At 70.5% G+C, this 23,993-nt stretch carries 26 protein-coding genes and 1 tRNA gene; 22 read left to right on the plus strand and 5 right to left on the minus strand.

Going from position 1 to position 23,993, the window contains the following annotated elements:
- Nucleotides 1–10 precede the first annotated feature (10 nt).
- The 13 genes from argB to tatC all read left to right on the plus strand — a co-directional run bounded on the left by argB (nt 11) and on the right by tatC (nt 7,453).
- Nucleotides 11–913, plus strand: a complete 903-nt coding sequence (argB, locus tag RBXJA2T_RS06780; protein WP_009856598.1) for an acetylglutamate kinase — start codon at nt 11–13, stop codon at nt 911–913.
- Nucleotides 910–1,602: a pyrimidine 5'-nucleotidase gene (locus RBXJA2T_RS06785; RefSeq protein WP_009856599.1), complete on the plus strand. Its 693-nt coding sequence runs from the start codon at nt 910–912 to the stop codon at nt 1,600–1,602. The genes argB and RBXJA2T_RS06785 overlap by 4 nt, the downstream gene beginning before the upstream one ends.
- 71 nt (nt 1,603–1,673) lie before the next feature.
- Entirely contained in the window at nt 1,674–2,345 is a 672-nt protein-coding gene (slmA, locus tag RBXJA2T_RS06790; protein ID WP_009856600.1) for a nucleoid occlusion factor SlmA, read from the plus strand.
- Between the two features lie 7 nt (nt 2,346–2,352).
- Nucleotides 2,353–3,009 carry a ligase-associated DNA damage response endonuclease PdeM gene (gene pdeM / locus RBXJA2T_RS06795; protein WP_009856601.1) on the plus strand — a complete coding sequence of 219 codons (657 nt, stop codon included), beginning with the start codon at nt 2,353–2,355 and terminating at the stop codon, nt 3,007–3,009.
- Nucleotides 3,006–3,884, plus strand: a complete 879-nt coding sequence (locus RBXJA2T_RS06800) for an ATP-binding protein (RefSeq protein ID WP_029718662.1) — start codon at nt 3,006–3,008, stop codon at nt 3,882–3,884. The genes pdeM and RBXJA2T_RS06800 overlap by 4 nt, the downstream gene beginning before the upstream one ends.
- Complete coding sequence (locus tag RBXJA2T_RS06805; RefSeq protein ID WP_029718661.1) at nt 3,877–4,347, plus strand: NUDIX domain-containing protein; 471 nt, start codon at nt 3,877–3,879, stop codon at nt 4,345–4,347. Before RBXJA2T_RS06800 ends, RBXJA2T_RS06805 begins: the two co-directional genes overlap by 8 nt.
- Nucleotides 4,348–4,356: 9 nt before the next feature.
- Complete coding sequence (hisI, locus tag RBXJA2T_RS06810) at nt 4,357–4,746, plus strand: phosphoribosyl-AMP cyclohydrolase (protein WP_009856604.1); 390 nt, start codon at nt 4,357–4,359, stop codon at nt 4,744–4,746.
- Nucleotides 4,743–5,120, plus strand: a complete 378-nt coding sequence (locus tag RBXJA2T_RS06815; protein WP_009856605.1) for a phosphoribosyl-ATP diphosphatase — start codon at nt 4,743–4,745, stop codon at nt 5,118–5,120. The genes hisI and RBXJA2T_RS06815 overlap by 4 nt, the downstream gene beginning before the upstream one ends.
- Before the next feature lie 2 nt (nt 5,121–5,122).
- Complete coding sequence (locus RBXJA2T_RS06820) at nt 5,123–5,503, plus strand: DUF4870 family protein (RefSeq protein WP_009856606.1); 381 nt, start codon at nt 5,123–5,125, stop codon at nt 5,501–5,503.
- Entirely contained in the window at nt 5,500–5,847 is a 348-nt protein-coding gene (locus RBXJA2T_RS06825) for a histidine triad nucleotide-binding protein (RefSeq protein ID WP_009856607.1), read from the plus strand. Before RBXJA2T_RS06820 ends, RBXJA2T_RS06825 begins: the two co-directional genes overlap by 4 nt.
- 70 nt (nt 5,848–5,917) lie before the next feature.
- Nucleotides 5,918–6,157, plus strand: coding sequence for a Sec-independent protein translocase subunit TatA (tatA, locus tag RBXJA2T_RS06830; RefSeq protein ID WP_009856608.1), 240 nt, complete (start codon nt 5,918–5,920; stop codon nt 6,155–6,157).
- Between the two features lie 4 nt (nt 6,158–6,161).
- Nucleotides 6,162–6,659: a Sec-independent protein translocase protein TatB gene (gene tatB, locus RBXJA2T_RS06835; RefSeq protein WP_009856609.1), complete on the plus strand. Its 498-nt coding sequence runs from the start codon at nt 6,162–6,164 to the stop codon at nt 6,657–6,659.
- Nucleotides 6,656–7,453 carry a twin-arginine translocase subunit TatC gene (gene tatC, locus RBXJA2T_RS06840; protein WP_009856610.1) on the plus strand — a complete coding sequence of 266 codons (798 nt, stop codon included), beginning with the start codon at nt 6,656–6,658 and terminating at the stop codon, nt 7,451–7,453. Before tatB ends, tatC begins: the two co-directional genes overlap by 4 nt.
- 13 nt (nt 7,454–7,466) lie before the next feature.
- On the opposite strand, the gene RBXJA2T_RS06845 is transcribed toward tatC, so the two are convergent.
- On the minus strand, nt 7,467–8,633 hold the full coding sequence (locus tag RBXJA2T_RS06845) for a S1C family serine protease (protein ID WP_039956542.1): 1,167 nt from the start codon (nt 8,631–8,633) through the stop codon (nt 7,467–7,469).
- A 1-nt stretch (nt 8,634) separates the two neighbouring features.
- Here RBXJA2T_RS06845 and RBXJA2T_RS06850 point away from each other — a divergent pair, with 1 nt between their 5' ends.
- Nucleotides 8,635–9,408, plus strand: coding sequence for a Nif3-like dinuclear metal center hexameric protein (locus RBXJA2T_RS06850; RefSeq protein ID WP_009856612.1), 774 nt, complete (start codon nt 8,635–8,637; stop codon nt 9,406–9,408).
- Nucleotides 9,405–10,397, plus strand: a complete 993-nt coding sequence (gene pdxA / locus RBXJA2T_RS06855) for a 4-hydroxythreonine-4-phosphate dehydrogenase PdxA (protein ID WP_009856613.1) — start codon at nt 9,405–9,407, stop codon at nt 10,395–10,397. Before RBXJA2T_RS06850 ends, pdxA begins: the two co-directional genes overlap by 4 nt.
- 1 nt (nt 10,398) lies before the next feature.
- On the opposite strand, the gene RBXJA2T_RS06860 is transcribed toward pdxA, so the two are convergent.
- Together RBXJA2T_RS06860 and mscL are read right to left on the minus strand one after the other, a co-directional pair.
- A complete protein-coding gene (locus RBXJA2T_RS06860; protein WP_009856614.1) occupies nt 10,399–12,726 on the minus strand; it encodes a DUF1631 family protein in 2,328 nt (775 codons plus the stop codon).
- Between the two features lie 53 nt (nt 12,727–12,779).
- Complete coding sequence (gene mscL, locus RBXJA2T_RS06865) at nt 12,780–13,205, minus strand: large conductance mechanosensitive channel protein MscL (RefSeq protein WP_009856615.1); 426 nt, start codon at nt 13,203–13,205, stop codon at nt 12,780–12,782.
- Between the two features lie 191 nt (nt 13,206–13,396).
- Here mscL and petA point away from each other — a divergent pair, with 191 nt between their 5' ends.
- The 6 genes from petA (at nt 13,397) to RBXJA2T_RS06895 (ending at nt 17,602) form a co-directional block, all read left to right on the plus strand.
- Nucleotides 13,397–13,993 carry a ubiquinol-cytochrome c reductase iron-sulfur subunit gene (petA, locus tag RBXJA2T_RS06870; RefSeq protein ID WP_009856616.1) on the plus strand — a complete coding sequence of 199 codons (597 nt, stop codon included), beginning with the start codon at nt 13,397–13,399 and terminating at the stop codon, nt 13,991–13,993.
- A gap of 32 nt (nt 13,994–14,025) precedes the next feature.
- Entirely contained in the window at nt 14,026–15,426 is a 1,401-nt protein-coding gene (locus RBXJA2T_RS06875; protein WP_029718659.1) for a cytochrome b, read from the plus strand.
- 27 nt (nt 15,427–15,453) lie between these two features.
- Nucleotides 15,454–16,224 carry a cytochrome c1 gene (locus RBXJA2T_RS06880; protein ID WP_009856618.1) on the plus strand — a complete coding sequence of 257 codons (771 nt, stop codon included), beginning with the start codon at nt 15,454–15,456 and terminating at the stop codon, nt 16,222–16,224.
- A 128-nt stretch (nt 16,225–16,352) separates the two neighbouring features.
- Nucleotides 16,353–16,964, plus strand: coding sequence for a glutathione S-transferase N-terminal domain-containing protein (locus RBXJA2T_RS06885; RefSeq protein ID WP_009856619.1), 612 nt, complete (start codon nt 16,353–16,355; stop codon nt 16,962–16,964).
- Between the two features lie 19 nt (nt 16,965–16,983).
- Nucleotides 16,984–17,502: a ClpXP protease specificity-enhancing factor gene (locus RBXJA2T_RS06890; protein ID WP_009856620.1), complete on the plus strand. Its 519-nt coding sequence runs from the start codon at nt 16,984–16,986 to the stop codon at nt 17,500–17,502.
- Nucleotides 17,503–17,526: 24 nt separating this feature from the next.
- Nucleotides 17,527–17,602: transfer RNA gene (locus RBXJA2T_RS06895), tRNA-Thr, on the plus strand.
- Nucleotides 17,603–17,621: 19 nt separating this feature from the next.
- Here RBXJA2T_RS06895 and RBXJA2T_RS06900 read toward each other — a convergent pair.
- Nucleotides 17,622–17,951 carry a hypothetical protein gene (locus tag RBXJA2T_RS06900; RefSeq protein WP_009856621.1) on the minus strand — a complete coding sequence of 110 codons (330 nt, stop codon included), beginning with the start codon at nt 17,949–17,951 and terminating at the stop codon, nt 17,622–17,624.
- Nucleotides 17,952–18,175: 224 nt separating this feature from the next.
- Between RBXJA2T_RS06900 and secA the strand changes: the two genes are divergently transcribed.
- Nucleotides 18,176–20,920: a preprotein translocase subunit SecA gene (gene secA, locus RBXJA2T_RS06905; protein ID WP_009856622.1), complete on the plus strand. Its 2,745-nt coding sequence runs from the start codon at nt 18,176–18,178 to the stop codon at nt 20,918–20,920.
- A gap of 150 nt (nt 20,921–21,070) precedes the next feature.
- On the opposite strand, the gene RBXJA2T_RS20930 is transcribed toward secA, so the two are convergent.
- The gene (locus tag RBXJA2T_RS20930) at nt 21,071–23,677 is read right to left on the minus strand and encodes a S8 family serine peptidase (protein ID WP_029718658.1); all 2,607 of its coding nucleotides are present in this window, start codon (nt 23,675–23,677) and stop codon (nt 21,071–21,073) included.
- Between the last annotated feature and the right edge of the window lie 316 nt (nt 23,678–23,993).

Raw genomic sequence — 23,993 nt, forward strand, 5'->3', positions numbered from 1 at the left:
AAAGCCGCCGATGTCCACCGCCGAGACCCCCACCGCCCACATCACCCCGCGCGAGAAGGCCGAGATCCTGGCGCAGGCGCTGCCCTACATCCGCAAGTACCACGGCAAGACGCTGGTCATCAAGTACGGCGGCAACGCGATGACCGACCCGGCGCTGCAGCAGGACTTCGCCGAGGACATCGTGCTGCTGAAGCTCGTCGGCATGAACCCGATCGTCGTGCACGGCGGCGGCCCGCAGATCGACGAGGCGCTGTCGCGCCTGGGCAAGAAGGGCACCTTCATCCAGGGCATGCGCGTCACCGACGAGGAGACGATGGAAGTCGTCGAATGGGTGCTCGGCGGCGAGGTGCAGCAGGACATCGTCGGCCTGATCAACGCCGCCGGCGGCAAGGCCGTGGGCCTGACCGGCCGCGACGGCGGCATGATCCGCGCACGCAAGCTGAAGATGCTCGACAAGAACGACCCGTCGATCGAACACGACGTCGGCCAGGTCGGCGAGATCACCGCCATCGACCCCTCGGTGGTGCAGGCGCTGCAGGACGACCAGTTCATCCCCGTCATCAGCCCGATCGGCTTCGGCGAGAAGAACGAGAGCTACAACATCAACGCCGACCTCGTCGCCAGCAAGCTGGCCACGGTGCTGAAGGCCGAGAAGCTGATGCTGCTGACGAACACGCCGGGCGTGCTGGACAAGAACGGCACGCTGCTCACCGACCTGACGGCGCGCGAGATCGACGGCCTGTTCGCCGACGGCACGATCAGCGGCGGCATGCTGCCGAAGATCGCAGGCGCGCTGGACGCCGCCAAGAGCGGCGTCAACGCGGTGCACATCATCGACGGCCGCGTGCCGCACGCGACGCTGCTGGAGATCCTGACCGACCAGGCCTTCGGCACGATGATCCGCAGTCATTGAGCGGCGCCACGCACGACCGGGTCTGGCTGTTCGACCTGGACAACACGCTGCACGACGCGTCGCACGCGGCGTTCGGCCAGCTCAACGTCGGCATGACCGACTACATCGAGCGTGAGCTGGGCCTGAGCCGCGCCGAGGCCGACGCGCTGCGCCGGCGCTACTGGCTGCGCTACGGCGCGACGCTGCTCGGGCTGATGCGCCACCACGGCGTCGACGCCGCCCACTTCCTCGAGCAGACCCACCGGCTGCCCGGGCTGGAGGAGCGGGTGCGCGGCCAGGCTCACGACTTCGCCGCGCTGGCCCGGCTGCCCGGGCGCAAGGTGCTGCTGACCAATGCGCCGGCGCTGTACACGCAGCGTGTGCTCGGCGTGCTGGGCATCGCGCACCTGTTCGAGCGGCTGATCCCGATCGAGGACATGCGTGTCTTCGGCCAGCTGCGGCCCAAGCCCGACACGCGCATGCTGCGCCGCGTGGCCGCGCGGCTGAAGGTGCCGCCCGGGCGCTGCATCCTCGTCGAGGACACGCTGGGCCACCTGAAGGCGGCGCGCTCGATCGGCATGGGCACGGTCTGGATGCAGCGTTTCGCGCGCCGCACGCGCGTGGCGATGCCGGTCGCCTCGCGGCTGACGCTGGTGCCGCCGTACGTCGACCGGCGCATCGTGCGCCTGTCCACGCTGCTGCGCGGCTAGCGCGGCGCGGCCCTATGCCAGAATCCCAAAGTCCCCTCCCGCCCCCACGACATCCTCTTCTCGCCGCCCGAATGGAAGACCAGAGCGCCCACGCCGACCCGCTGGCCCCGGCGACGGTCTCCGAGCCGGTGACGCCGGCGGTCGCCACCGCCGCGCCGGCGCGCAAGCGCCCGCGCCCCGGCGAGCGCCGCGTGCAGATCCTGCAGACGCTGGCGCAGATGCTCGAGCAGCCGGGCGCCGAACGCATCACGACGGCCGCGCTGGCGGCGCGCCTGGACGTCAGCGAAGCGGCGCTGTACCGCCACTTCGCCAGCAAGGCGCAGATGTTCGAGGGGCTGATCGAGTTCATCGAGTCCAGCGTCTTCACGCTGGTCAACCAGATCGCCGAGCGCGAGCCTTCGGGCGCGGCGCAGGCGCGGCGCATCGTCGCGGTGCTGCTGCAGTTCGGCGAGAAGAACCCGGGCATGACGCGGGTGATGGTCGGCGACGCGCTGGTCTTCGAGCACGAGCGCCTGGCCGCGCGCATGAACCAGTTCTTCGACCGCCTGGAGTCGCAGCTGCGCCAGAGCCTGCGCGCCGCGGCCGACGAAAGCGGCTCGGCGACCCCCACGGTGGACGCCAACGCGATCGCCTCGGCGCTGGTCGCGTTCGCGGTCGGCCGCCTGCACCGCTACGCACGCTCGGGCTTCCGCCGCTCGCCGACCGAGCTGCTCGAGCCGGCGCTGCAACGCCTCGCCGCCTGAGCGCGCGGTGGTCCACGTCGAGCTTGCCGGGCAGGCGCTCGTCCTGCTGCCCGAACGCTGTGCCTTCCTGCCAGCCGAGCGCATGCTGCTCGTCGCCGACGCCCACCTGGGCAAGGCCCAGAGTTTCCGCAGCCTGGGCGTGCCGGTGCCGGCGGGCACCACGAGCCGGACGCTGGAGATGCTGGACGCCGCCATCGCCGCCACCGGCGCCGAACGCATCGTCTTCCTCGGCGACCTGATCCACTCGTCGCGCTCGCGCACGCCGGGCACGGCGCAGGCCGTGGCACGCTGGCGCGCGCGCCATCCGGGCCTGGCGCTGACGCTGGTGCGCGGCAACCACGACCGCCACGCCGGCGACCCGCCGCCGGACTGGGGCATCGACTGCGTCGACGGCCCGCTGCGTGTCGGCGCGCTGGCGCTGGCCCACGAACCCGAGCCGATCGCCGGCGCCTACGTCATCGGCGGCCATCTGCACCCGGCGGTGGCGCTCGGCGGCCCGGCGCACGACCGCCTGCGGCTGCCGTGTTTCCACTTCGGGCCCGAGGTCGGCGTGCTGCCGGCCTTCGGCGCCTTCACCGGCTGCGCCACCGTCGAGCACCGCCCGGGCGACCGGACCTGGGTCGTCGTCGACGACACGCTGCGCCCCCTACACTCGGTTCCATGATCCCGACGTCTTCCGTGGAGGCGCTGCTCGCGCGCGCCGAATCGCTGCTCGCGCGGCTGGAGTCGGTGCTGCCGCACCCGCCGGCCGCGCCCGACTGGGCCGCGTCGCCCGCCTTCCGCTACCGCCGCCGCGGCAACGCCGGCGTGCTCGAACCCGTGCGCCACGTCGCGACGATCCGCCTGGCCGACCTGAAGGAGATCGACGGCCAGAAGGAACGCCTGGTGCGCAACACCGAGCAGTTCGTCGCCGGCCGCGGCGCCAACAACGTGCTGCTGACCGGCGCGCGCGGCACGGGGAAAAGTTCGCTGATCAAGGCCTGCCTCAACGAGTACGCGCCGCGTGGCCTGCGCCTGATCGAGGTCGACAAGGCCGACCTCGTCGACCTGCCCGACATCGTCGACCTGGTTGCCGACCGCCCCGAACGTTTCGTCGTCTTCTGCGACGACCTCAGCTTCGACGAAGGCGAGCCCGGCTACAAGGCGCTGAAGAGCATGCTCGACGGCTCGGTGGCGCAGACCGCCGACAACGTGCTGATCTACGCCACCAGCAACCGGCGCCACCTGCTGCCCGAGTACATGCGCGAGAACCTCAGCTACACGCACACCGACGACGGCGAGGTGCACCCGGGCGAGGTCGTCGAGGAGAAGATCTCGCTGTCCGAGCGTTTCGGGCTGTGGATCAGCTTCTACCCGTTCTCGCAGAACGAGTATCTGGCGATCGTCGCGCAGTGGCTGCGGGCCTTCGGCGTCGGCGAGCAGGCCATCGCCGCGGCGCGCCAGGAGTCGCTGGTCTGGGCGCTGGAGCGCGGTTCGCGCTCGGGCCGTGTCGCGCAGCAGTTCGCACGCGACTACGCCGGGAGGCTGGGCGATGGCTGAGGCGAGCGAGCGCACGCCGGTCGACGTCGGGTCATCTGAACCGCGCCGTCCGGTGGACGTCGCGGTCGGGGTTCTCGTGGCCCCCGACGGCCGCTTCCTGCTGACCAGCCGCCCCGAGGGCAAGGTCTACGCCGGCCACTGGGAGTTCCCCGGCGGCAAGCTGGAGGCCGGCGAGACGGTCGAGCAGGCGCTGCGGCGCGAGCTGCAGGAAGAACTCGGCATCACGATCGGCCCGGCCGAGCCCTGGAAGATCGAGCTGATGGACTACCCGCACGCCCGCGTGCGGCTGCATTTCTGCAAGGTCTACCGCTGGCAAGGCGAGTTCGAGATGCGCGAGCGCCAGCAGATGGCCTGGCAGACGCTGCCGGTCGAGGTGAGGCCGGTGCTGCCGGGCACGGTGCCGGTGCTGGCCTGGTTCGCCGAGGAACGGGGATTCACCGGCCCGACGCACACGGCTGCGTAAACTGCCCCCATGGACTGGCTCGACAGCGTGAAGTGGGGCGACGACGGCCTGGTGCCGGCGATCGCCCAGGAAGCGACCACCGGCGACGTGCTGATGGTCGCGTGGATGAACCGCGAGGCCCTGGCCGAGACCGCGCGCCGCGGCGAGGCGGTCTACTGGAGCCGCTCGCGAAAGCGCCTGTGGCACAAGGGCGAGGAATCGGGCCATGTGCAGCAGGTGCACGAGCTGCGCCTGGACTGCGATGCCGACGTGATCCTGATGAAAGTCACGCAAACCGGGCACGAACCGGGCATCGCCTGCCACACCGGTCGGCATAGCTGCTTCTTCCGGCGTTACGAGAACGGGGCCTGGCAGACGGTGGAGCCGGTGCTGAAGGACCCCGAGAGCATCTACAAATGAACGAACCCGTTTCCGCGTCGCCGGCTGCCGGCGACGACACGCTGGCGCGGCTGGCCGACGTCATCGACTCGCGCCACGGCGGCGACCCCGACAAGAGCTATGTCGCGCGCCTGTTCCACAAGGGCACCGACGCGATCCTGAAGAAGGTCGGCGAGGAGGCCACCGAGGTCGTCATGGCGGCCAAGGACGGCGTGCCCGAGCGCCTGGTCGGCGAGGTGGCCGACCTGTGGTTCCACAGCCTGGTCGCGCTGTCGCACTTCGGGCTGCGGCCCGAGCAGGTGCTGGCGGAACTGCGGCGCCGCGAAGGACTCTCCGGACTGGAGGAGTTCGCGCTGCGCAAGGTGCGCCAGCGCGAGAGTTCCGAAGGAGGATGACGATGACGAACGATGTCGTGGCCGCCGCCGAGCGCGAGGCCTCGCTGAAGACGCTGGGGCACGTGAGCTACCTGCTGCACGCGATCGTCGCGGTCAGCGCGGTCGTGCCCGGCATCCAGGCGAGCATCGTGCTGCTGCTGATCGCCTTCGTCATCGACCTCGTCAAGCGCGGCGACGCGCTGGGCTCCTGGCAGGAGTCGCACTTCCGCTGGCGCATCCGCAGCGTGATCTTCGCCGGCCTGGCCTACCTGCTGACGATCCCGCTGTGGCTGCTGTTCGTCTTTCCGGGCTGGATCGCCTGGATGCTGATCTCGATCTGGTTCCTCTACCGCATCGTCCGCGGCTGGAGCGCCCTCAATTCCAACCAGGCCCTCCCGGCATGAAGCACGACCCGAACTGCATCTTCTGCAAGATCGCCGCCGGCCAGATCCCGGCGAAGAAGGTTTACGAGGACGACGAACTGCTCGTCTTCCACGACATCAACCCCTGGGCGCCGGTGCACGTGCTGGTGATTCCCAAGGAACACGTCGCGACGCTGGCCGACACCGGCCCCGAGCACGAGGCGCTGCTCGGCCGCATGCTGGCGCTGGCGCCGAAGCTGATGCGCGAGCTGGGCGTGAGCAACGGCTTCCGGGTCGTCGTCAACAACGGGCCCGACGGCGGGCAGGAGGTCTACCACCTGCACATGCACGTGATGGGCGGCCCGCGGCCCTGGGCCAAGGGCTGATCTCGCCGCCCCCCGGGGGGGCGCGGCGCACTCGCCATAGAATTTGCGGTTCCTCCAAAGGAGTTAAGACATGGGTTCCTTCAGCATCTGGCACTGGCTCATCGTGCTGCTGGTCGTGGTGTTGATCTTCGGCACGAAGAAGCTGAAGAACATCGGCGCCGACCTCGGCGGCGCGGTCAAGGGCTTCAAGGACGGCGTCAAGGGCGCCAACGAAGCCGAAGACACGCCGCCGGCGCCGCCGCAGCAGGTGACCACGGCCCAGCGCAACGACGCCAACACCGTCGACGTCGACGCCAAGACCAAGCACTGATCCCGTGCTCGACTTCGGTTTCGACAAGATCGCGCTGATCGGCGCGGTCGCGCTGATCGTCATCGGGCCCGAAAAGCTGCCCAAGGTGGCGCGCACGCTCGGACACCTGTTCGGCAAGGCGCAGCGCTACGTCGCCGACGTCAAGGCCGAGGTCAACCGCTCGATCGAGCTCGACGAGCTGCGCAAGATGAAAGACCAGTTCCAGGACGCCGCGCGCGACGTCAGCCAGACGGTGCAGCGCGAGGTGCAGGCCGCCGGCAGCGCCGTCGAGTCCGAGTGGCGCGAGGCCGCCGACGCCTGGTCCGGCGGCTCGCCGGCCACGGCGACCGAGGCGCTGTCCACCCCGGTGCCCGAGTACCGGCCGCCGAAGAAGAACTGGCGCCTGAAGCGCGGTGCCACGCCGCTCTGGTACAAGCAGCGCCACGGCGTGCGCACCCGCGCGCAGTCCGGCGCGGCGCGTGTCGCGCGCTTCCGTCCGCCCGGTCTCGGGCCGCGTCGATGAGCGCGCCGGACCCCAAGGACGACGAACTCGCCGGCACCGAAGCCCCGTTCGTCTCCCACCTGATCGAACTGCGCGACCGGCTGATCCGGGCGCTGATCGCGATCGGCATCGCCTTCGCCGTGCTCGCCCTGTGGCCCGGGCCCTCGGCGCTGTACGACCTGCTGGCCGCGCCGCTGGTCGCGCACCTGCCCAAGGGCGCGACGCTGATCGCCACCAACGTCATCTCGCCGATCCTGGTGCCGCTGAAGATCACGCTGATGGCGGCGCTGATGCTGGCGCTGCCGATCGTGCTCTACCAGGTCTGGGCCTTCGTGGCGCCGGGGCTGTATTCGCACGAGAAGAAGCTGGTGCTGCCGCTGGTGATCAGCAGCACCATCCTGTTCATCGTCGGCGTGGCCTTCTGCTACTTCATCGTCATCCCGGGGATGTCGAAGTTCATCCAGGCCTTCGCCCCGAGCGCGATCACCGCGGCACCGGACATCGAGGAGTACTTCGGCTTCGTGCTGACGCTGTTCCTGGTCTTCGGCGTCGCCTTCGAGGTGCCGGTGGCGGTGGTCGTGCTGGCGCGCATCGGCATCGTCACGATCGCCCAGTTGCGCAAGGCGCGCGGCTACTTCATCGTCGGCGCGTTCATCGTCGCCGCGGTCGTGACGCCGCCGGACGTGATCTCGCAGCTGGCGCTGGCGATCCCGATGATCCTGCTCTACGAGGCCGGCATCATCGCCGCGCAGCTCTTCATCCGGCACACCAAGGCGCCCGAGGAAGCGGCCGACGGCAGCCAGAAGCCGGGCTGAGCCCGGCCGGGCTTCAGCGCGGCACCCGGCGCATCGCCGCCGGGCGTTCGCCGATCACCAGCCGCACCTCGAGCCCGCGCTCCCCGCGCTGCACCGCGATCAGCGCCTCCGAGCGCGGCCGCAGCGCCGCCACCGCCGACATCAGCTCGGTCGTGTTGCCCACCGCGGTGTCGCCGATGCGGGTGACGACGTCGCCCGGGCGCAGGCCGCCGCGGCTGGCCGGCCCGTCCTGCAGCACGCCGGTGATCAGCACGCCGTTGTTCACCGGCAGGCCCAGGCTCCTGGCGATCTCGGGCGTCAGGTCGCGCGGCTCGACGCCGATCCAGCCGCGCGTGACGCGGCCCTCGCTGACGATGGCCTCCATCACCTGGCGCGCGATGTCCACGGGGATCGCGAAGCCGATGCCCATGCTGCCGCCGCTGCGCGAGAAGATCGCGGTGTTGATGCCGACGAGGTTGCCGGCCGCGTCGACCAGCGCGCCGCCGGAATTGCCGGGGTTGATCGCGGCGTCGGTCTGGATGAAGTTCTCGAAGGTCGACAGGCCGAGCTGGTTGCGCCCCAGCGCGCTGACGATGCCGGCGGTGACGGTCTGGCCGACGTTGAACGGGTTGCCGATGGCCAGCACGACGTCGCCGACCTGCAGCGAGGGCGCGTCGCCGAAGGCGATGATCGGCAGCTTGTCGAGCTCGATCTTCAGCACCGCGAGGTCGGTCTCGGGGTCGGCGCCGATGACACGCGCACGCACCTGGCGGCCGTCGACGAGCTGGACCTCGATCTCGTCGGCGCCTTCGATGACGTGGTTGTTCGTCAGCAGGTAGCCCTCGGGCGAGGCGATGACGCCCGAGCCCAGGCCGGTCTGCGCCTGCGGGCGCGCCGCCTCGTCGCCGAAGAAGAAGCGAAAGCGCGGGTCGTCGGCGTGCGGGCTGCGCCGCGCCATCTTGGTCGCGACGATGCTGACGACGGCCGGCGTGGCGCGCCGCGCCGCGGCGCTGTAGCCGCCGGCGTGCAGCCCGGCGGCGGCCGAGGCCGCGCTCAGCGGCGCCGGGGCCTGCAGGATCGTCGCGCCCGGCTGGACCGGGCCGCCGCGCGGCAGCCAGTCGGGCTTGAGCGTCTCGACGACGAAGAGTCCGCCCAGCGCGACGGTGACCGCCTGCGAGAATACGAGCCAGGTTCTGCGCAACATGGACGAGAAGGAGACGGCGCCGGTGGCCGAGCTGAAAGAGATCGACGCCTTCCTCAAAGGGCTGCTGAAACCCGAGGCGTTCCGGGATTATGGGCCGAACGGCCTGCAGGTCGAGGGCCGTGCCGAGGTGCGGCGCATCGTCTCGGGCGTCACCGCCAGCCGCGAGTTCATCGACGCCGGCATCGCCGCCGGCGCCGACCTGCTGTTCGTGCACCACGGGCTGTTCTGGCGCGGCCAGGACGGGCGGCTGACCGGCTGGCTGGGCGAGCGCGTGCGCCGGCTGATGAAACACGACCTGAGCCTCGTCGCCTACCACCTGCCGCTGGACGCCCACGCCGAGCTCGGCAACAACGCCCAGCTCGGCCTGCGCCTGGGCCTCGCGGCCGACGCCCGTTTCGGCGAGCAGGACATCGGCTTCATCGGCCCGGCCGCCGGCATCGCCGATGCCTCGGCGCTGGCGGCGCGTGTCGAGCAGGCGCTCTCGCGAGAGCCGCTGCTGCTGCCCGGCGACGGCCGGCCGCTGCGGCGCATCGCCTGGTGCAGCGGTGGCGCCCAGGGCCACTTCGAGGCCGCGATCGCCGCCGGCGCCGACGCCTTCCTGAGCGGCGAGGTCTCGGAGCAGCAGGCCCACCTGGCGCACGAGACCGGCGTCGCCTTCCTGGCCTGCGGCCACCACGCCACCGAACGCTACGGCGCGCCGGCCGCCGCCGCCGCGGTGGCGGCGCACTTCGGCCTGGAACACCGCTTCATCGAGATCGACAACCCGGTATGAACACGCCGCTGCTGATCACGATGGGCGACGCCGCCGGCGTCGGGCCGGAGATCGTCGCCGCGGCCTTCCGCCGGGGCGAGGCCGACGGCTGCGTCGTCGTCGGCGACCCGGCGGTGCTGCGCCGTGCCGGCGCCGGCATGGTCGCGGTGATCGACTCGCCGGCCGATCTCGCGGAGGTGCCGCCGGGATGCCTGCCGGTGCTGGTGCCGCCCGCGCTGCCCGAAGGCCTGGCGGCGCTGCCCTGGGGCCGTGTCGACGCCCGTGCCGGGGCGGCGGCGGCGGCCTGCATCGAGGAGGCGGTGCGCCGGGTGCGTGCCGGCGAGGCTTCGGCCCTGGTCACCGCGCCGATCCACAAGGAGGCGCTGGCGGCCGCCGGCGTGCCGTTCCCGGGCCACACCGAGATGCTGCAGGCCCTGGCCGCCGACGGCGGCGAGCTGCCGCCGGTGCGCATGATGCTGGCCAACGAGGAGCTGCGTGTGGTGCTGGTGACGATCCACGTCGCGCTGCGCCAGGCGATCGAGCTCGTCACCCACGACGCCGTGCTGCGCACGCTGCGCATCGCGCATGCGGCCGCCGCCGCCTGGGGGCAGCGCGCGCCGCGCATCGCGGTGGCCGGGCTGAACCCGCATGCCGGCGAGGGCGGGCTGTTCGGGCGCGAGGAGATCGAGATCATCGCCCCGGCCATCGAGGCCGCACGCGCCGAAGGCATCGACGCGCAGGGCCCGTTCCCGCCCGACACGGTGTTCATGCGCGCGCGCCGCGGCGCCTTCGACCTGGTCGTCGCGATGACCCACGACCACGGCCTGATCCCGGTGAAGTACCTGGGTGTCGAGCACGGCGTCAACGTGACGCTGGGCCTGCCCTTCGTGCGCACCAGCCCCGACCACGGCACCGCGTTCGACATCGCGGGGCAGGGCCGGGCCGACCCGGCCAGCCTCGTGGCGGCGATCCGCTGGGCGCGTGCGGCGCTGGCCGCGCGCGGCGGCTGACTCAGGCGCCGCCGCCGACGCCGGCGAGCTGGCGCCGCGCGCGCGCCGTGGCGCGTTCGAGCAGGTAGGCGTTCTCGAAGGCGCGCAGCCGCCCGGTCTCGCACAGCCGCACCAGCATGCGGTGGGTCAGCGAGATCGTCTCCTTGTGGCGCGAGCCGTGGTGGAAGACGAAGAACGTGCGCCCGGCGCTGACGTGCACCAGCCGCACCTTCTGCCAGGCATCGGCGATGTGCATGCGGTAGGCGAAGCCGACCTGCACGTGCTCGGCCAGCGCGCGGCCCTCGGTCGGCTCGACCGGCTCCGACGGCAGCGGCAGGCCGCCGATCGCGGTGTCGGCGGCGCTGACCGGCGCGTCCTCGCCGACGACGATGTCGATCTGCCCGTCCCAGTCGACCTGGCTCTCGTCGACCAGGCCCACGCGGGCGGCTTCCTCGGGGCTGAAGCGCGGCTCGGCGATGACGTCGTCGAGCACCGGCAGGTTGGCCGGCGCGCCGCGCAGCTCCTCGGGTGTCGGCAGCGGGCGCTGCAGCGCGCCTTCGACCTCGCGCGCGAGCAGGTTGAAGTCCAGCGGCCGCAGCGGCGTGGCCTTCAGCGACTCGGCATGCGCCGGCAGCAGGCGGCCGAAGAACTCGCGCCGCGAGGCTTCGGGCCAGCCGATCAGGTCCAGCCCTTCGCCCAGCTCCTTCATCAGCTTGGGCAGCTCGGCGAGGAAGGTCTTGCGCTGCGCCGACGAGGTCTTGGCCTGCACGCTCATGAAGAGCTCGCGGCCGACCTGGCGCAGCTGGCGCACCGACTCGGCCTCGGCGCCGTCGCGTGCGCTGGCGGCGACGACGACCTGGCTCCAGACCTGGCTGATGAAGTCGCGCAGGAACGGCGGCGCCGACAGGTCCTTCAGCTCGCCGTGCAGCTGCTGGGCGTAGAGCTGGCGCAGGCGCAGCTCGTCTTCCTTGGCGGCGAGCAGATCGGCGGCACCCTGCTCGCCGGCCTCGGCGCGGCCCTGTTCGGCGACGAAGGCCTCCAGCGCGGCGAGCTTGCTCTGGTAGACCTCGAGCTGGTCGAAGTCGCCTTCGACGACCTCGTCGACGAGGCCGCGGATGCGCGCCAGCACACGCTGCGCGCCGTCGTCGCCGATGTCGTCGAAACCCGCGCCCAGCGAGGCGATGCGGTTGACGAAGCGGCGCACCGGATGGCGCCGCGACGAGAAGAAGCTCGGGTCGCCGAGAGCGGCACGCAGCACCGGCAGCTGCAGCCGCGCGATCTGGCGCGCGACCTGCGGCGGCACCTTCGGGTCCGACAGGATCTGGTCGAACAGGCTGCCGATGACGTCGATGACCATCAGGTCCAGCGACCCGGCGGCGGCCTGGCGCAGCTCTTCGCGGTGGACGTGGATCAGGTTGGGCAGTGCGGCGCCGCTGGCGCCGGCGTCGGCGGGCTCGCCGATGGCCGCGGCCTCGGCGTAGGCGATGCGGCGCATCAGCGCCATCATCGCCGGGTCGACCTCGCCCAGCGGCGTGCCGCGGCCGGCCGCGGCGCCGCCGGAACGTGTGCTCGGCGCGAAGTGGCTGGCGCCGGCGCGGCGGCTGCTCCAGCGGCTGTCGGCGTCCGGGGAGAAGGCCGCGCGCTCGGACTCGGTGCCGCGCTCCGAGGCGCCGAAGCCGGTGCTCGGCGCGCCGCTGCGCGAGTCGGCGTTGCGCACCGTCAGCCCCGCGGGCTGGATGCCGGCACGGCGCAGGTCGGAGACGATCTCGGCATAGGCCGTGCGCAGCAGCGTCGCCAGCGAGCGCGCCATCTCCTTGGCCAGCGCGGCGCGCACCTCGGGGCGTTCGGAGACGGTCTCGATGGCCTGGTACATCGCGTGGCCGACGATCTCGGGGCGCAGCGGGTTGCGCGGCTCGCGGTCGCCGCGGGCGCCCTCGAGCAGCGCGCCGACGTAGGCGCCGAGTTCACGCAGTTCCCACTCGCAGGCGTGCGCGGTCTCCAGGCCGAAACGTTCCGCGGCGACCTCGATCTCGAGCTCGCGGTCCTCGACGAGGCGCAGCGACTCCCAGCTCGCGCTCTGCGTCGAGTCCTCGCTCGCGCGCGGCGCGACCTCGCGCAGCACGCGCCGGTCGAACTCCTCGTTGAACGCCAGCGCGAAGACGGCGGACTTGCGGTTGAGCTCGAACTGCGCGCCCAGCAGGCCGTCGCGCTGGAAGGCGTTGTTCGACGCGAGCGCGGCGAGCCCCAGGCTCTCGATGGTGCGCTCGGTGGCCTGCCGCGCCGCCAGCTTGACGCGCTGGACGGCGGCTTCGAGCGGGGCGGGCAGGCGGTGGACGGGGTGGGGATTCATGCGCGCGACGAGAGTCCCCAAGTATGCGGCAACTGCCGCATCCCTCTCCCGGATTACGCCTTGCGGGCGAGCGCGTCGCGGATCTCGCGCAGCAGCAGCACGTCCTCGGGCGTCGGCGCGGGGGCCGGGGGCGGCGGCGGCGGTGCGTTGCGCTTGATGCGGTTGATCTGCTTGACCATCACGAAGATGATGAAGGCGAGGATCACGAAGTTGACGGACACCGTGATGAAGCTGCCGTAGGCGAACACGGCGCCGCCCTTCTTGGCCTCGGCCAGCGTCGTGGCGGCCTGTCCGGCCAGCGGGATGAAGTAGTTGCTGAAGTCCAGCCCGCCGAAGACCTTGCCCACGAGCGGCATGATGACGTCGCCCACCAGCGACTCGACGATCTTGCCGAACGCGCCGCCGATGATCACGCCAACGGCGAGGTCGACGACGTTGCCCTTGGTGGCGAACTCCTTGAATTCCGATGCGAAGCTCATGCGAGCCCCCTCCTGCTTGTCGTTGAAGTGGTCCGGCCCTCGGTCGCGAAGGTCTTTCGGGGCCCCGGGCACGGTAGGTCGGGGCCTTGGCCTCGTCAAGCACGCCGGTGAGCGGCGGATGTCCCTTCGGCGTCGGTTAGAATCACGGGTTGACCCGAATCCCCCCTCCCGAGCAACACCCGAGGACATCCATGAGTGACGCTGCCGTCGACCAAGGACGACGCACCTGGATCGCCATCACCTGCGGCGCTGGTGCCGTCGGTGGCGCGGCGGTCGCCGTTCCGTTCGTCAGCACTTTTGCGCCTTCCGAACGGGCCCGCGCCGCTGGCGCTCCCGTCGAAGTCGACATCAGCAAGCTGGCCCCCGGTGACCGCATGACCGTCGAATGGCGCGGCAAGCCGGTCTGGATCCTGCGTCGCACGCCGGAACAGATCGAGCAGCTGAAGTCGCTCGACGGCCAGCTCGCCGACCCGAACTCCGAGCGCACCGCCTACCCGATCCCCGAATACGCGAAGAACACCGGGCGCTCGATCAAGCCCGAGTTCCTGGTCGTCATCGGCATCTGCACGCACCTGGGCTGCTCGCCCGGCGGCGTGGCCAAGGGCAGCGGCAACGCCAGCGTGCCCGCCGACTGGCCGGGCGGCTTCCTCTGCCCCTGCCACGGCTCGACCTTCGACCTGGCCGGCCGCGTCTACAAGAACAAGCCCGCGCCGGACAACCTCGAGGTTCCGCCGCACATGTACCTGTCCGACACCGTTCTGCTGATCGGTGAGGACAAGAAGGCCTGACGCCGCAAACCACGAAGTCCGAGGTCAATTCGATGGCTGAATTTAAGCAAGCGCGGCCGGGTGCGCCGATGGCCGAGCAGTTCATGACATGGGTGGACAACCGGTTCCCGGCCACCAAGCTCTTCAAGGAGCACATGTCGGAGTACTACGCTCCGAAGAACTTCAACGTCTGGTACTTCTTCGGCTCGCTGGCGATGCTGGTCCTGGTGATCCAGATCGTCACCGGCATCTTCCTCGTGATGCACTACAAGCCCGACGCCGCGCTCGCGTTCGCGTCGGTCGAGTACATCATGCGCGACGTGCCCTGGGGCTGGCTGGTGCGCTACATGCACTCCACCGGCGCCTCGGCGTTCTTCATCGTCGTGTACCTGCACATGTTCCGCGGGATGATCTACGGCAGCTACCGCAAGCCGCGGGAGCTGGTGTGGGTCTTCGGCTGCGCGATCTTCCTCGCGCTGATGGCCGAAGCCTTCATGGGCTACCTGCTGCCGTGGGGCCAGATGAGCTACTGGGGCGCCCAGGTCATCATCAACCTGTTCGCCGCGATCCCCTTCGTCGGCAACGACCTGTCGCTGCTGATCCGCGGTGACTTCGTCGTCGGCGACGCGACGCTCAACCGCTTCTTCAGCTTCCACGTCATCGCCGTGCCGCTGGTGCTGCTGGGCCTGGTCGTCGCGCACATCATCGCGCTGCACGAAGTGGGCTCGAACAACCCCGACGGCATCGAGATCAAGGCCAAGACCGACGCCAAGGGCGTGCCGCTGGACGGCATCCCGTTCCACCCGTACTACACGGTGCACGACATCTTCGGCGTGGCGATCTTCCTGATCATCTACAGCGCCGTGCTGTTCTTCGCGCCCGAAGGCGGCGGCTACTTCCTGGAGTTCAACAACTTCATCCCGGCCGACCCGCTGAAGACGCCGCTGCACATCGCGCCGGTGTGGTACTTCACGCCGTTCTACTCGATGCTGCGCGCGGTGACCGACGACATGGTCACGGTGCTGGTGGTCCTGGTGGCCGCGGCCGGTGTGCTCGGCTTCCTGAAGGGTGGCTTCAAGGGCCCGTGGAAGTTCGCTCCGCTGGTCGGCGCCGTTGCGCTGGTGGTGCTGCTGAAGGTCTTCGACGCCAAGTTCTGGGGCGTCGTGGTGATGGGCGTCGCGGTGCTGATCCTCTTCTTCCTGCCCTGGCTGGACCGCAGCCCGGTGAAGTCGATCCGCTACCGCCCGAACTGGCACAAGGTGGTCTACGGCGTGTTCGTCGTCAACTTCGTGGTGCTCGGCTACTACGGCATCCAGCCGCCGTCGACCGCCGGCACGATCATCTCGATGGTCGGCACGCTGTTCTACATGGGCTTCTTCCTGCTGATGCCCTGGTGGAGCCGCATCGGCGAGTTCAAGCCGGTGCCTGAGCGCGTGACCTTCCGCGCCCACTGAGCCGACGAGAGCGGAGTCCTAGACACCATGAAGAAACTGATCCTCTCCCTGCTCGCCAGCCTGGCCTTCGTCGGCGCGGCCCACGCCTCGTCGGCCGGCCCGGCCTGGGACAAGTTCCCGACCGAGCGCCTGAACGACCAGGCGGCGCTGCAACGCGGCGCGCAGACCTTCGCCAACTACTGCCTGAACTGCCATTCCGCCTCGTACATGCGCTACAACCGCATGCTCGAGATCGGCCTGACCGAGCAGCAGATCCGCGAGAACCTGATCTTCACCGGCGTGAAGGTCGGTGACCTGATGACCGCGTCGATCGATCCGCGCGACGCCAAGGAATGGTTCGGCGCCACGCCGCCGGACCTGACGCTGGTGGCGCGCTCGCGTGCCGACGGCTCCAAGGGCAGCGGCGCCGACTACCTCTACACCTACCTGCGCGGCTTCTACCGCGACGACAGCCGTCCCACCGGCTGGAACAACATCGTCTTCCCCGCCGTCGGCATGCCGCACGCGCTGTGGGAGATGCAGGGCACGCAGCACGCGGTGTTCGAGGAGCACAAGGATCCGCAGGACCCGACCAAGGTCACGCACGTGTTCAAGGGTTTCGAGATCGAGACCCCCGGCACGATGTCCAAGGCCGAGTACGACGCCACCGTCGCCGACCTCGTCGCGTTCATGACCTGGATGGCCGAGCCGATGCGTTCCACCCGCACCCAGCTGGGCATCGGCGTGCTGATCTTCCTGGCCATCTTCACCGTGATCGCCTGGCGCCTGAACGCGGTGTACTGGAAGGACGTCAAGTAGACGTCCACCACGCCCGGCGGTGGGCCGGGCCATGGAGCGCAGTGGCAGCCTTCGGGCGACCACTGCGTTCGCTTCTTTTGACGCGGGGCCCGTCCACGGCCCCCACTGACGATTGAGGGCCCCACGCCATGATGGTGCTTTACTCCGGAACGACCTGCCCCTACTCGCACCGCTGCCGCTTCGTGCTGTTCGAGAAGGGCATGGATTTCGAGATCCGCGACGTCGACCTCTTCGCCAAGCCCGAAGACATCGCGATGATGAATCCGTACAACGAGGTGCCGATCCTCGTCGAGCGCGATCTCATCCTCTACGAGTCGCACATCATCAACGAGTACATCGACGAGCGTTTCCCGCATCCGCAGCTGATGCCGGGCGACCCGGTGGCCCGTGCGCGCGTGCGCCTGTTCCTCTTCAACTTCGAGAAGGAACTGTTCGCCCACGTCAACCTGCTCGAGGGCCGCGGCATCAAGGCGACCGACAAGCAGCTCGAGAAGGCGCGTGCGCAGATCCGCGACCGCCTGACGCAGCTCGCGCCGATCTTCCTGAAGAACAAGTACATGCTCGGCGACGACTTCTCGATGCTCGACGTCGCGATCGCGCCGCTGCTGTGGCGCCTGGACTACTACGGCATCGACCTGTCGAAGAACGCCGTGCCGCTGCTGAAGTACGCCGAGCGCATCTTCTCGCGCCCGGCCTACATCGAGGCGCTGACGCCCTCGGAAAAGGTGATGCGCAAGTAAGCCGACAGGGCCTCGAGCGATGAGCGCGACCAGCGACAACCAGGGTTCCTCCACGCGCCCGTACCTGCTGCGGGCGCTGCACGACTGGTGCACCGACAACGGCTTCACGCCGTACCTCGCGGTCTATGTCGACGCGAGCGTGCAGGTGCCGATGGAGTACGTGAAGAACCACGAGATCGTGCTCAACGTCGGCTTCGAGGCCACGTCCGGGCTCAAGCTCGGCAACGAGTTCATCGAGTTCAAGGCCCGCTTTGGCGGCGTGCCGCGCGACATCGTCGTGCCGGTCGATCACGTCGTCGCGATCTACGCGCGCGAGAACGGGCAGGGCATGGCCTTCCCGGCGCCGGCCGAGGCGGCCTCGCCGGCAGCGGCGGCGGCGGCCGAGCCGGCGCGCGCGCCGACGCCGCTGCGCTCCGGGCTGCGTCTGGCGTCCGAGTCCGGCGAGCCGCCGGCGCCCGCCGACCACGCGCCTCCGCCGGACGATTCTCCCGAGCCCGGCGGCTCGGGCGGCCGGCCCTCGCTGAAGCGGATCAAGTAGGCGCTCCTACAATCCCCAGCTCGCGCCGGCTTAGCTCAGTTGGTAGAGCACCCGCCTTGTAAGCGGAAGGTCGTCAGTTCGACTCTGACAGCCGGCACCAGACTCCCGTCAGCCCCGCCTCAGCGGCGAATGCCCGGCTCGGGCGGCAGCACCCGCACCTTGATCGCCACCGGCGCCCAGCCGGCGCCGCGCAGCCGTGCGTCCAGCCGCGGCAGCAGCTGGCGCAGCTTGGCTGCGGCCGCCCCGTGGTTGGCCAGCAGCGTCCAGCCTTCCTCGTCCAGCGGCCCGGGTCGCACCGCGCCGCGCAGGCCGCCGGCCAGCAGCGGCGCGATCGCGTCGTAGCGTTCGCGCGACTCGCGCACCCGCTGCAACAGGCCCGCCAGCGGCGCATGGCCGCCGAGTGCGTCGCTGAAGCTGAGGGTGCCGGCGAGAGGGGAGCGGGGGGCCATCACGGCAGTCTAGCCGGATGGCCGCGGGACGGCGGGGCTGCCGTTGGCCGGCAATGTCCGGGTGCTAAACTCGTCGGCTTCGTGCCCGTGCGCCAGCGCGACGCCCGAGCGCCACCGAGCGAACCGCCCGACCCCGCCGCACGGCCCGGGGTCGCCATGCGCGGCTCGCCTGAGCCCGCCCGGCCCGCAGCGCGGGCACCGCACACACCTCGAGCGCGGACTTCATGTTTCCCAAGATCCTGACCCAGATTTTCGGCAGCCGCAACGAACGCCTGCTGAAGGGCTACCGTCGCACGGTCGAGAAGATCAATGCGCTGGAGTCTCAGCTGCAGAAGCTCGACGACGCCGCCCTGCGCGCCAAGACCGACGAGTTCCGCCAGCGCCTGGCGCAGGGCACCGCGCTCGACGACCTGCTGCCCGAGGCCTTCGCCGTCGTGCGCGAGGCCGGCAAGCGCGTGCTGAAGATGCGCCACTTCGACGTCCAGCTGATCGGCGGCATGGCGCTGCACGACGGCAAGATCGCCGAGATGCGCACCGGCGAAGGCAAGACGCTGGTCGCGACGCTGCCGGTGTACCTGAACGCGCTGCCCGGCAAGGGCGTGCACGTCGTCACCGTCAACGACTACCTCGCGCGCCGCGATGCCGAGTGGATGGGCCGGCTCTACGGTTTCCTCGGCCTCACGGTCGGCGTCAACGTGCCGGGCCTGTCGCGCGAGGAGAAGCAGGCCGCGTTCGCCGCCGACGTCACCTACGGCACGAACAACGAGTTCGGCTTCGACTACCTGCGCGACAACATGGTCTACGACGTGCGCGAGCGTGTCGCGCGCGGCCTGAACTACGCCATCGTCGACGAGGTCGACTCGATCCTGATCGACGAGGCGCGCACGCCGCTGATCATCAGCGGCCAGGCCGAGGACCACACCGAGCTGTACGTCAGCGTCAACGCGGTGATCCCGAAGCTCAAGAAGCAGATCGGCGAGGCCGATCCGCGCACCGGCGAAGGCGTCATCGAGCCCGGCGACTTCACCGTCGACGAGAAGGCGCACCAGGTCTTCCTGACCGAGGCCGGCCACGAGAAGGCCGAGCAGATCCTCTCCGAAGCCGGCCTGCTGGCGCCGGGCGCGAGCCTGTACGACCCGGCCAACATCGCGCTGATGCACCACGTGTACGCGGCGCTGCGGGCCCACCAGCTCTACAACCGCGACCAGCACTACGTCGTGCAGAACGGCGAGGTCGTCATCGTCGACGAGTTCACCGGCCGCCTGATGACGGGCCGGCGCTGGAGCGACGGCCTGCACCAGGCCGTGGAAGCCAAGGAAGGCGTCCGGATCCAGAGCGAGAACCAGACGATGGCCTCGGTCACGTTCCAGAACTACTTCCGCATGTACGGCAAGCTCGCCGGCATGACGGGCACGGCCGACACCGAGGCCTACGAGTTCCAGGAGATCTACGGCCTCGAGACGGTGGTCATCCCGCCGAACAAGCCGACGATCCGCAAGGACGAGAACGACCTCATCTACAAGACGGCCAAGGAGCGCTACGACGCCGTCATCGCCGACATCCGCGACTGCTACGAACGCGGCCAGCCGGTGCTCGTCGGCACGACCTCGATCGAGAACTCGGAGCTGATCTCCGATCTGCTGAACAAGGCCGGGCTGCCGCACCAGGTGCTCAACGCCAAGCAGCACGCCAAGGAAGCCGAGATCGTCGCCCAGGCCGGCCGGCCGAAGATGGTGACCATCGCCACCAACATGGCCGGCCGCGGCACCGACATCGTGCTCGGCGGCAACGTCGAGAAGCAGATCCAGTTCCTCGAGGCCGACCCGGCGCTGTCCGACGAGGAGAAGCAGGCGCGCGCCCGCCAGCTGACCGACGAGTGGCAGGGCCTGCACGAGCAGGTCAAGGCGCTGGGCGGGCTGCGCATCGTCGCCACCGAGCGCCACGAGAGCCGGCGCATCGACAACCAGCTGCGCGGCCGCTCGGGCCGCCAGGGCGACCCGGGTTCCAGCCGCTTCTACCTGAGCCTGGACGATCCGCTGATGCGCATCTTCGCCGGCGACCGCGTGCGCGCGGTGATGGACCGGCTGAAGATGCCCGAAGGCGAGGCCATCGAGGCCGGCATCGTCAACCGCTCGATCGAGAGCGCGCAGCGCAAGGTCGAGGCGCGCAACTTCGACATCCGCAAGCAGCTGCTCGAGTACGACGACGTCTCCAACGACCAGCGCAAGGTCATCTACCAGCAGCGCAACGAGATCCTCGAGTCGGCGTCGCTGGACCAGCAGATCGCCAACCTGCGCCGCGCGACGATGGAAGACGTCGTGCGCACCTACGTGCCCGCCGAGAGCCTGGAGGAGCAGTGGGACCTCGAGGCCCTGGAGCGCGTGCTGCGCGACGAGTGGCAGCTCGAGCTGCCGCTCAAGAGCATCGTCGAAGGCAGCGAGAGCATCACCGACGAGGAGATCGTCGAGAAGGTCGCCGCGGCCGCCGACGCGCACTTCCAGGCCAAGGTCGACCTCGTCGGCGCCGACCAGTTCACGCCGTTCATGCGCATGGTGCTGCTGCAGGCGATGGACTCGCACTGGCGCGAGCACCTCGCCGCGCTGGACTACCTGCGCCAGGGCATCCACCTGCGCGGCTACGCCCAGAAGAACCCGAAGCAGGAGTACAAGCGCGAGGCCTTCGAGCTCTTCAGCCAGCTGCTCGACGTCGTGAAGATGGAAGTCACGCGCGTGCTGATGACGGTGCGCATCCAGTCGCGCGACCAGGCCAGCGAAGCCGCCGAGGCGATCGAGGAGCAGGCCAGCCAGGTCAGCAACGTGACCTACACGCATCCCAACGAGGACGGCAGCGTCTCGCAGGAGGCCGACCCGGCGACCGCCGTGGCCGAGGTGCCGCGTGTCGGCCGCAACGACCCCTGCCCCTGCGGCAGCGGCAAGAAGTACAAGAACTGCCACGGCAAGCTGGCCTGAGGCCCGCCGTGCGGGGCCGCCGGCCCGTGCACGCCTGACCCGGCGCCGCCAGCGCCGCATTCGACGGGGCCCTTCGGGGCCCCGTTTCGTTGGCCGCCGCGGCGATGAAAAAGGGGCCCTGAAGGGCCCCTTGGACGGCGCAGCCTGCGTTCAGGGCCGCGCGATGGTGATGACCGGCGAGGTCCAGGTCTCCCAGTCGGTGGCCGTGCCCTCGTTGCCCAGCGCCTTCAGCACCGAGACCTTGACGACGTAGCGCCCGTTCGGCACGGTCGTCCAGGCGCGCGGGTTCTGGCCCTTGCCGCGGAAGGTCGTGCCGTCCCAGGTGTAGGCGAAGAAGCCGCCCGGCGTCGAGTTGCGGGTCACGTACTCGTCCAGGCTGACGCGGTGCCAGGACTTGCCGGTGTCGGCGTCGTAGGCCTCCAGCACCACCTTGCGCGACAGGTGGTCGAAGTGCACGAGGAAGTACGGGATGTCCCCGTCGGCCATCGTGTAGCTCGCGCCTTCGGGCTGGTTGGTGTAGGTGCCGGCCGCCAGCTTGCTCAGCCAGGGGAAGCCGTTGGCCGTCGGCGTCAGCACCACCGTCGACTGGTAGTCGCCCTTGAAGCCGGCATACGGCACGCGCAGCGGGGCCGTGCCGTTGGTCGGCGTCAGCACGATGTAGCCGCCGTACAGGCCGCGCTCGACCAGGGAGGCGTTGGCCGTGATCGTGGCGCTGAACTTGGCCGTGCCGCGGGCCGGCACCGTCAGCGTCGACTGGCTGAAGCTCACCGTGGCCGGTGCCGCGAAGACACCACTGAGGTTGTAGCTGGCGCCGGTCGTCGTGTTCGGCCCGCTCGCCAGCGCCTCGACGTGCGAGATCGTGTAGGTCACCGGGGCGCCCGAACGGTTGCTCACCGTCAGCGTGCGCTGCGACGGCCCGGCCGCGCTCTCACCCAGCGCGAGCTGGCTCGGCGACACCGTCGCGGTGTTCTGGATCACGCCGACGATGTCCAGCATGCCCGAGCCCTGGCGGTGGGCGAAGTCGAGGTAGCCGAGCGCCGGGTTGCCCGACCAGTTGACCGGATCGGCGGTGTTGTAGATCCGCTCGGCCACCTGCGCCGGACGCAGCCGCGGGTTGGACTCCAGGATCAGCGCGACGCCGCCGGCCACGTGCGGCGAGGACATCGACGTGCCCGACAGGCTGGCCGCGCCGCCGAGCTCCAGCGGGTAGCTCGAGTAGATGCCGCCGCCCGGGGCCCCGACGTTGGGCTTGAACGAGAGATCCGCGGCCAGGCCGTAGGAGCTGAAGCCGGAGATCAGGCCGCCGGTGCCGTAGGGCCAGGAGACGTAGCTGCCGGTCCAGGCCAGGCTGGCGTTGCCGGCGGTGATGGCGGCGTCGAGCGCCGCGCCCTGCTCGGCGGTGACGGCGACGACCGGGATCGTCACCGCCGGGGTGCCGGCCACCGTCGGGCTCAGTGCGCCGGCGGCGTTGTTGTAGAGGATGACCGCCGCGGCGCCGCCGAGCTGCGCGTTGTAGGCCTTCTGGTAGAAGCTGCAGGTGCCGCGGCGGATCAGCACCGCCTTGCCGGTCAGGCTGTCGGCCGCCGGGGCGACGCAGGCGTCGTCGGCGGTGGTCGTGGTGCCGGTCTTGGCCAGCGGCAGCGAGCCGCTGGTCGGCGCCATCGGCGAGCCGGTGGCGGCGGTGTAGCCGAACGGCGTGGTGCCGACCTTGAACGACAGCTGCGCGTTGTCGTAGGAGGCCACGCCGATGACCTTGTCGCCGACGCCGGGCGCACCGGCGGCGTACAGCGCGTCCGGCGACGAGCCGCCCGGGCCGTTGTTGCCGATCGACGCGACGACGACCACGCCCTTGGACACCAGCTTGTCGGCGGCCTTGGCGGTCGGGTACTGCGGCCACTGCCGCGCCGCGCCCAGGCTCATGTTGATGACCTGCATGCCGTCCTCGTAGGCGCGCTCCATCGCCGCGAGCATGATGTCCGACGAGGTCGTGCCGGTGCAGCCGAACACCCGGTAGGCGCCGAACGTGACCTTGGGCGCCACGCCGACCAGGCCGCCGCCGTTGGCGCCGACGATGCCGGCGACGTGCGTGCCGTGGCCGCCGCAGTCGTCCGGGTTCTCGTCGGGCACCGGCACGAGCGCGTCGCCGCTGCCGCCGCTGTTGTAGGCGTCACCGACGAAGTCGTAGCCCTTGACGACCCGGGCGCTGGGGAACGCGGTCGTGCCGTTGCTGCCGCTGCCGCCGAAGGCCGGGTGGTCGATGTCGATGCCGGTGTCGATGATGCCGACCTTGACGCCCTGGCCGCTGAGGCCCAGCTGCTGCTGGGCGACCGCGGCGCCGGTCATGTGGATCGCCGCGGCCAGGTCGGGCGCGGTGCCGGCGCCCTTCACGGGCTCGGGGGCCGCGATCTGGGTCACGGGGTAGATCGCCTGCACGCCGGGCAGCATCGCCAGCTTGGCGCGGTCGGCGGCGTCGACCTTGACGACGAAGCCGTTGAACAGCGTGTCGTAGGCGCGGCGCTCCTTCAGGCGCAGCTTGGCGCCCTTGATGGCCGTGCGCATCGCCGCCTGTTCGGCGCGCACCGAGGCGCGCGTGTTGCCGTCGGCCACCGGCTTGCCCGCGAGTTCGACGAACCAGAGGCTGCCCGATTCGGCCGCAGAAGCCGGAACCGAACCCGACGCGGCCTGCGCCGACGCGCCGAACAGCGCGACTGCCGCCGCGACGGCGGTCAGCATCGGCACGAGGTGATGCTTTCTCATGAGGTCATTCACTCCTGTGCGGGCGCCGTCTCGCGGCGCCTCTGTGGCGGCCATGGGGTGGAGATGCGAGCGAGAGCTGCCGGTTCGGGGCGTGGCCCGCGGGGCAGCCGTCGAATGCGTTTCGGGTGGCAGGCTGCCGGTCCGCCCCCGAAGTGCGAACGATTATGGGTAGTGGCCCCCTGGGCGTGCAGCGCCGCGGCAGGCCCCCGGGACCCCCCATCCCGCGACTGCGGGGGCGGGTTGGACCGGGGTTCCCCGCGGCGGCGCAGCGCTGCACCGCACGGGGGCAGGGTTGCACCGGAGGCGCTCCTAGAAT

It is taken from the genome of Rubrivivax benzoatilyticus JA2 = ATCC BAA-35 (assembly GCF_000190375.1).
GTDB classification, from domain to species: Bacteria; Pseudomonadota; Gammaproteobacteria; order Burkholderiales; family Burkholderiaceae_C; genus Rubrivivax; species Rubrivivax benzoatilyticus.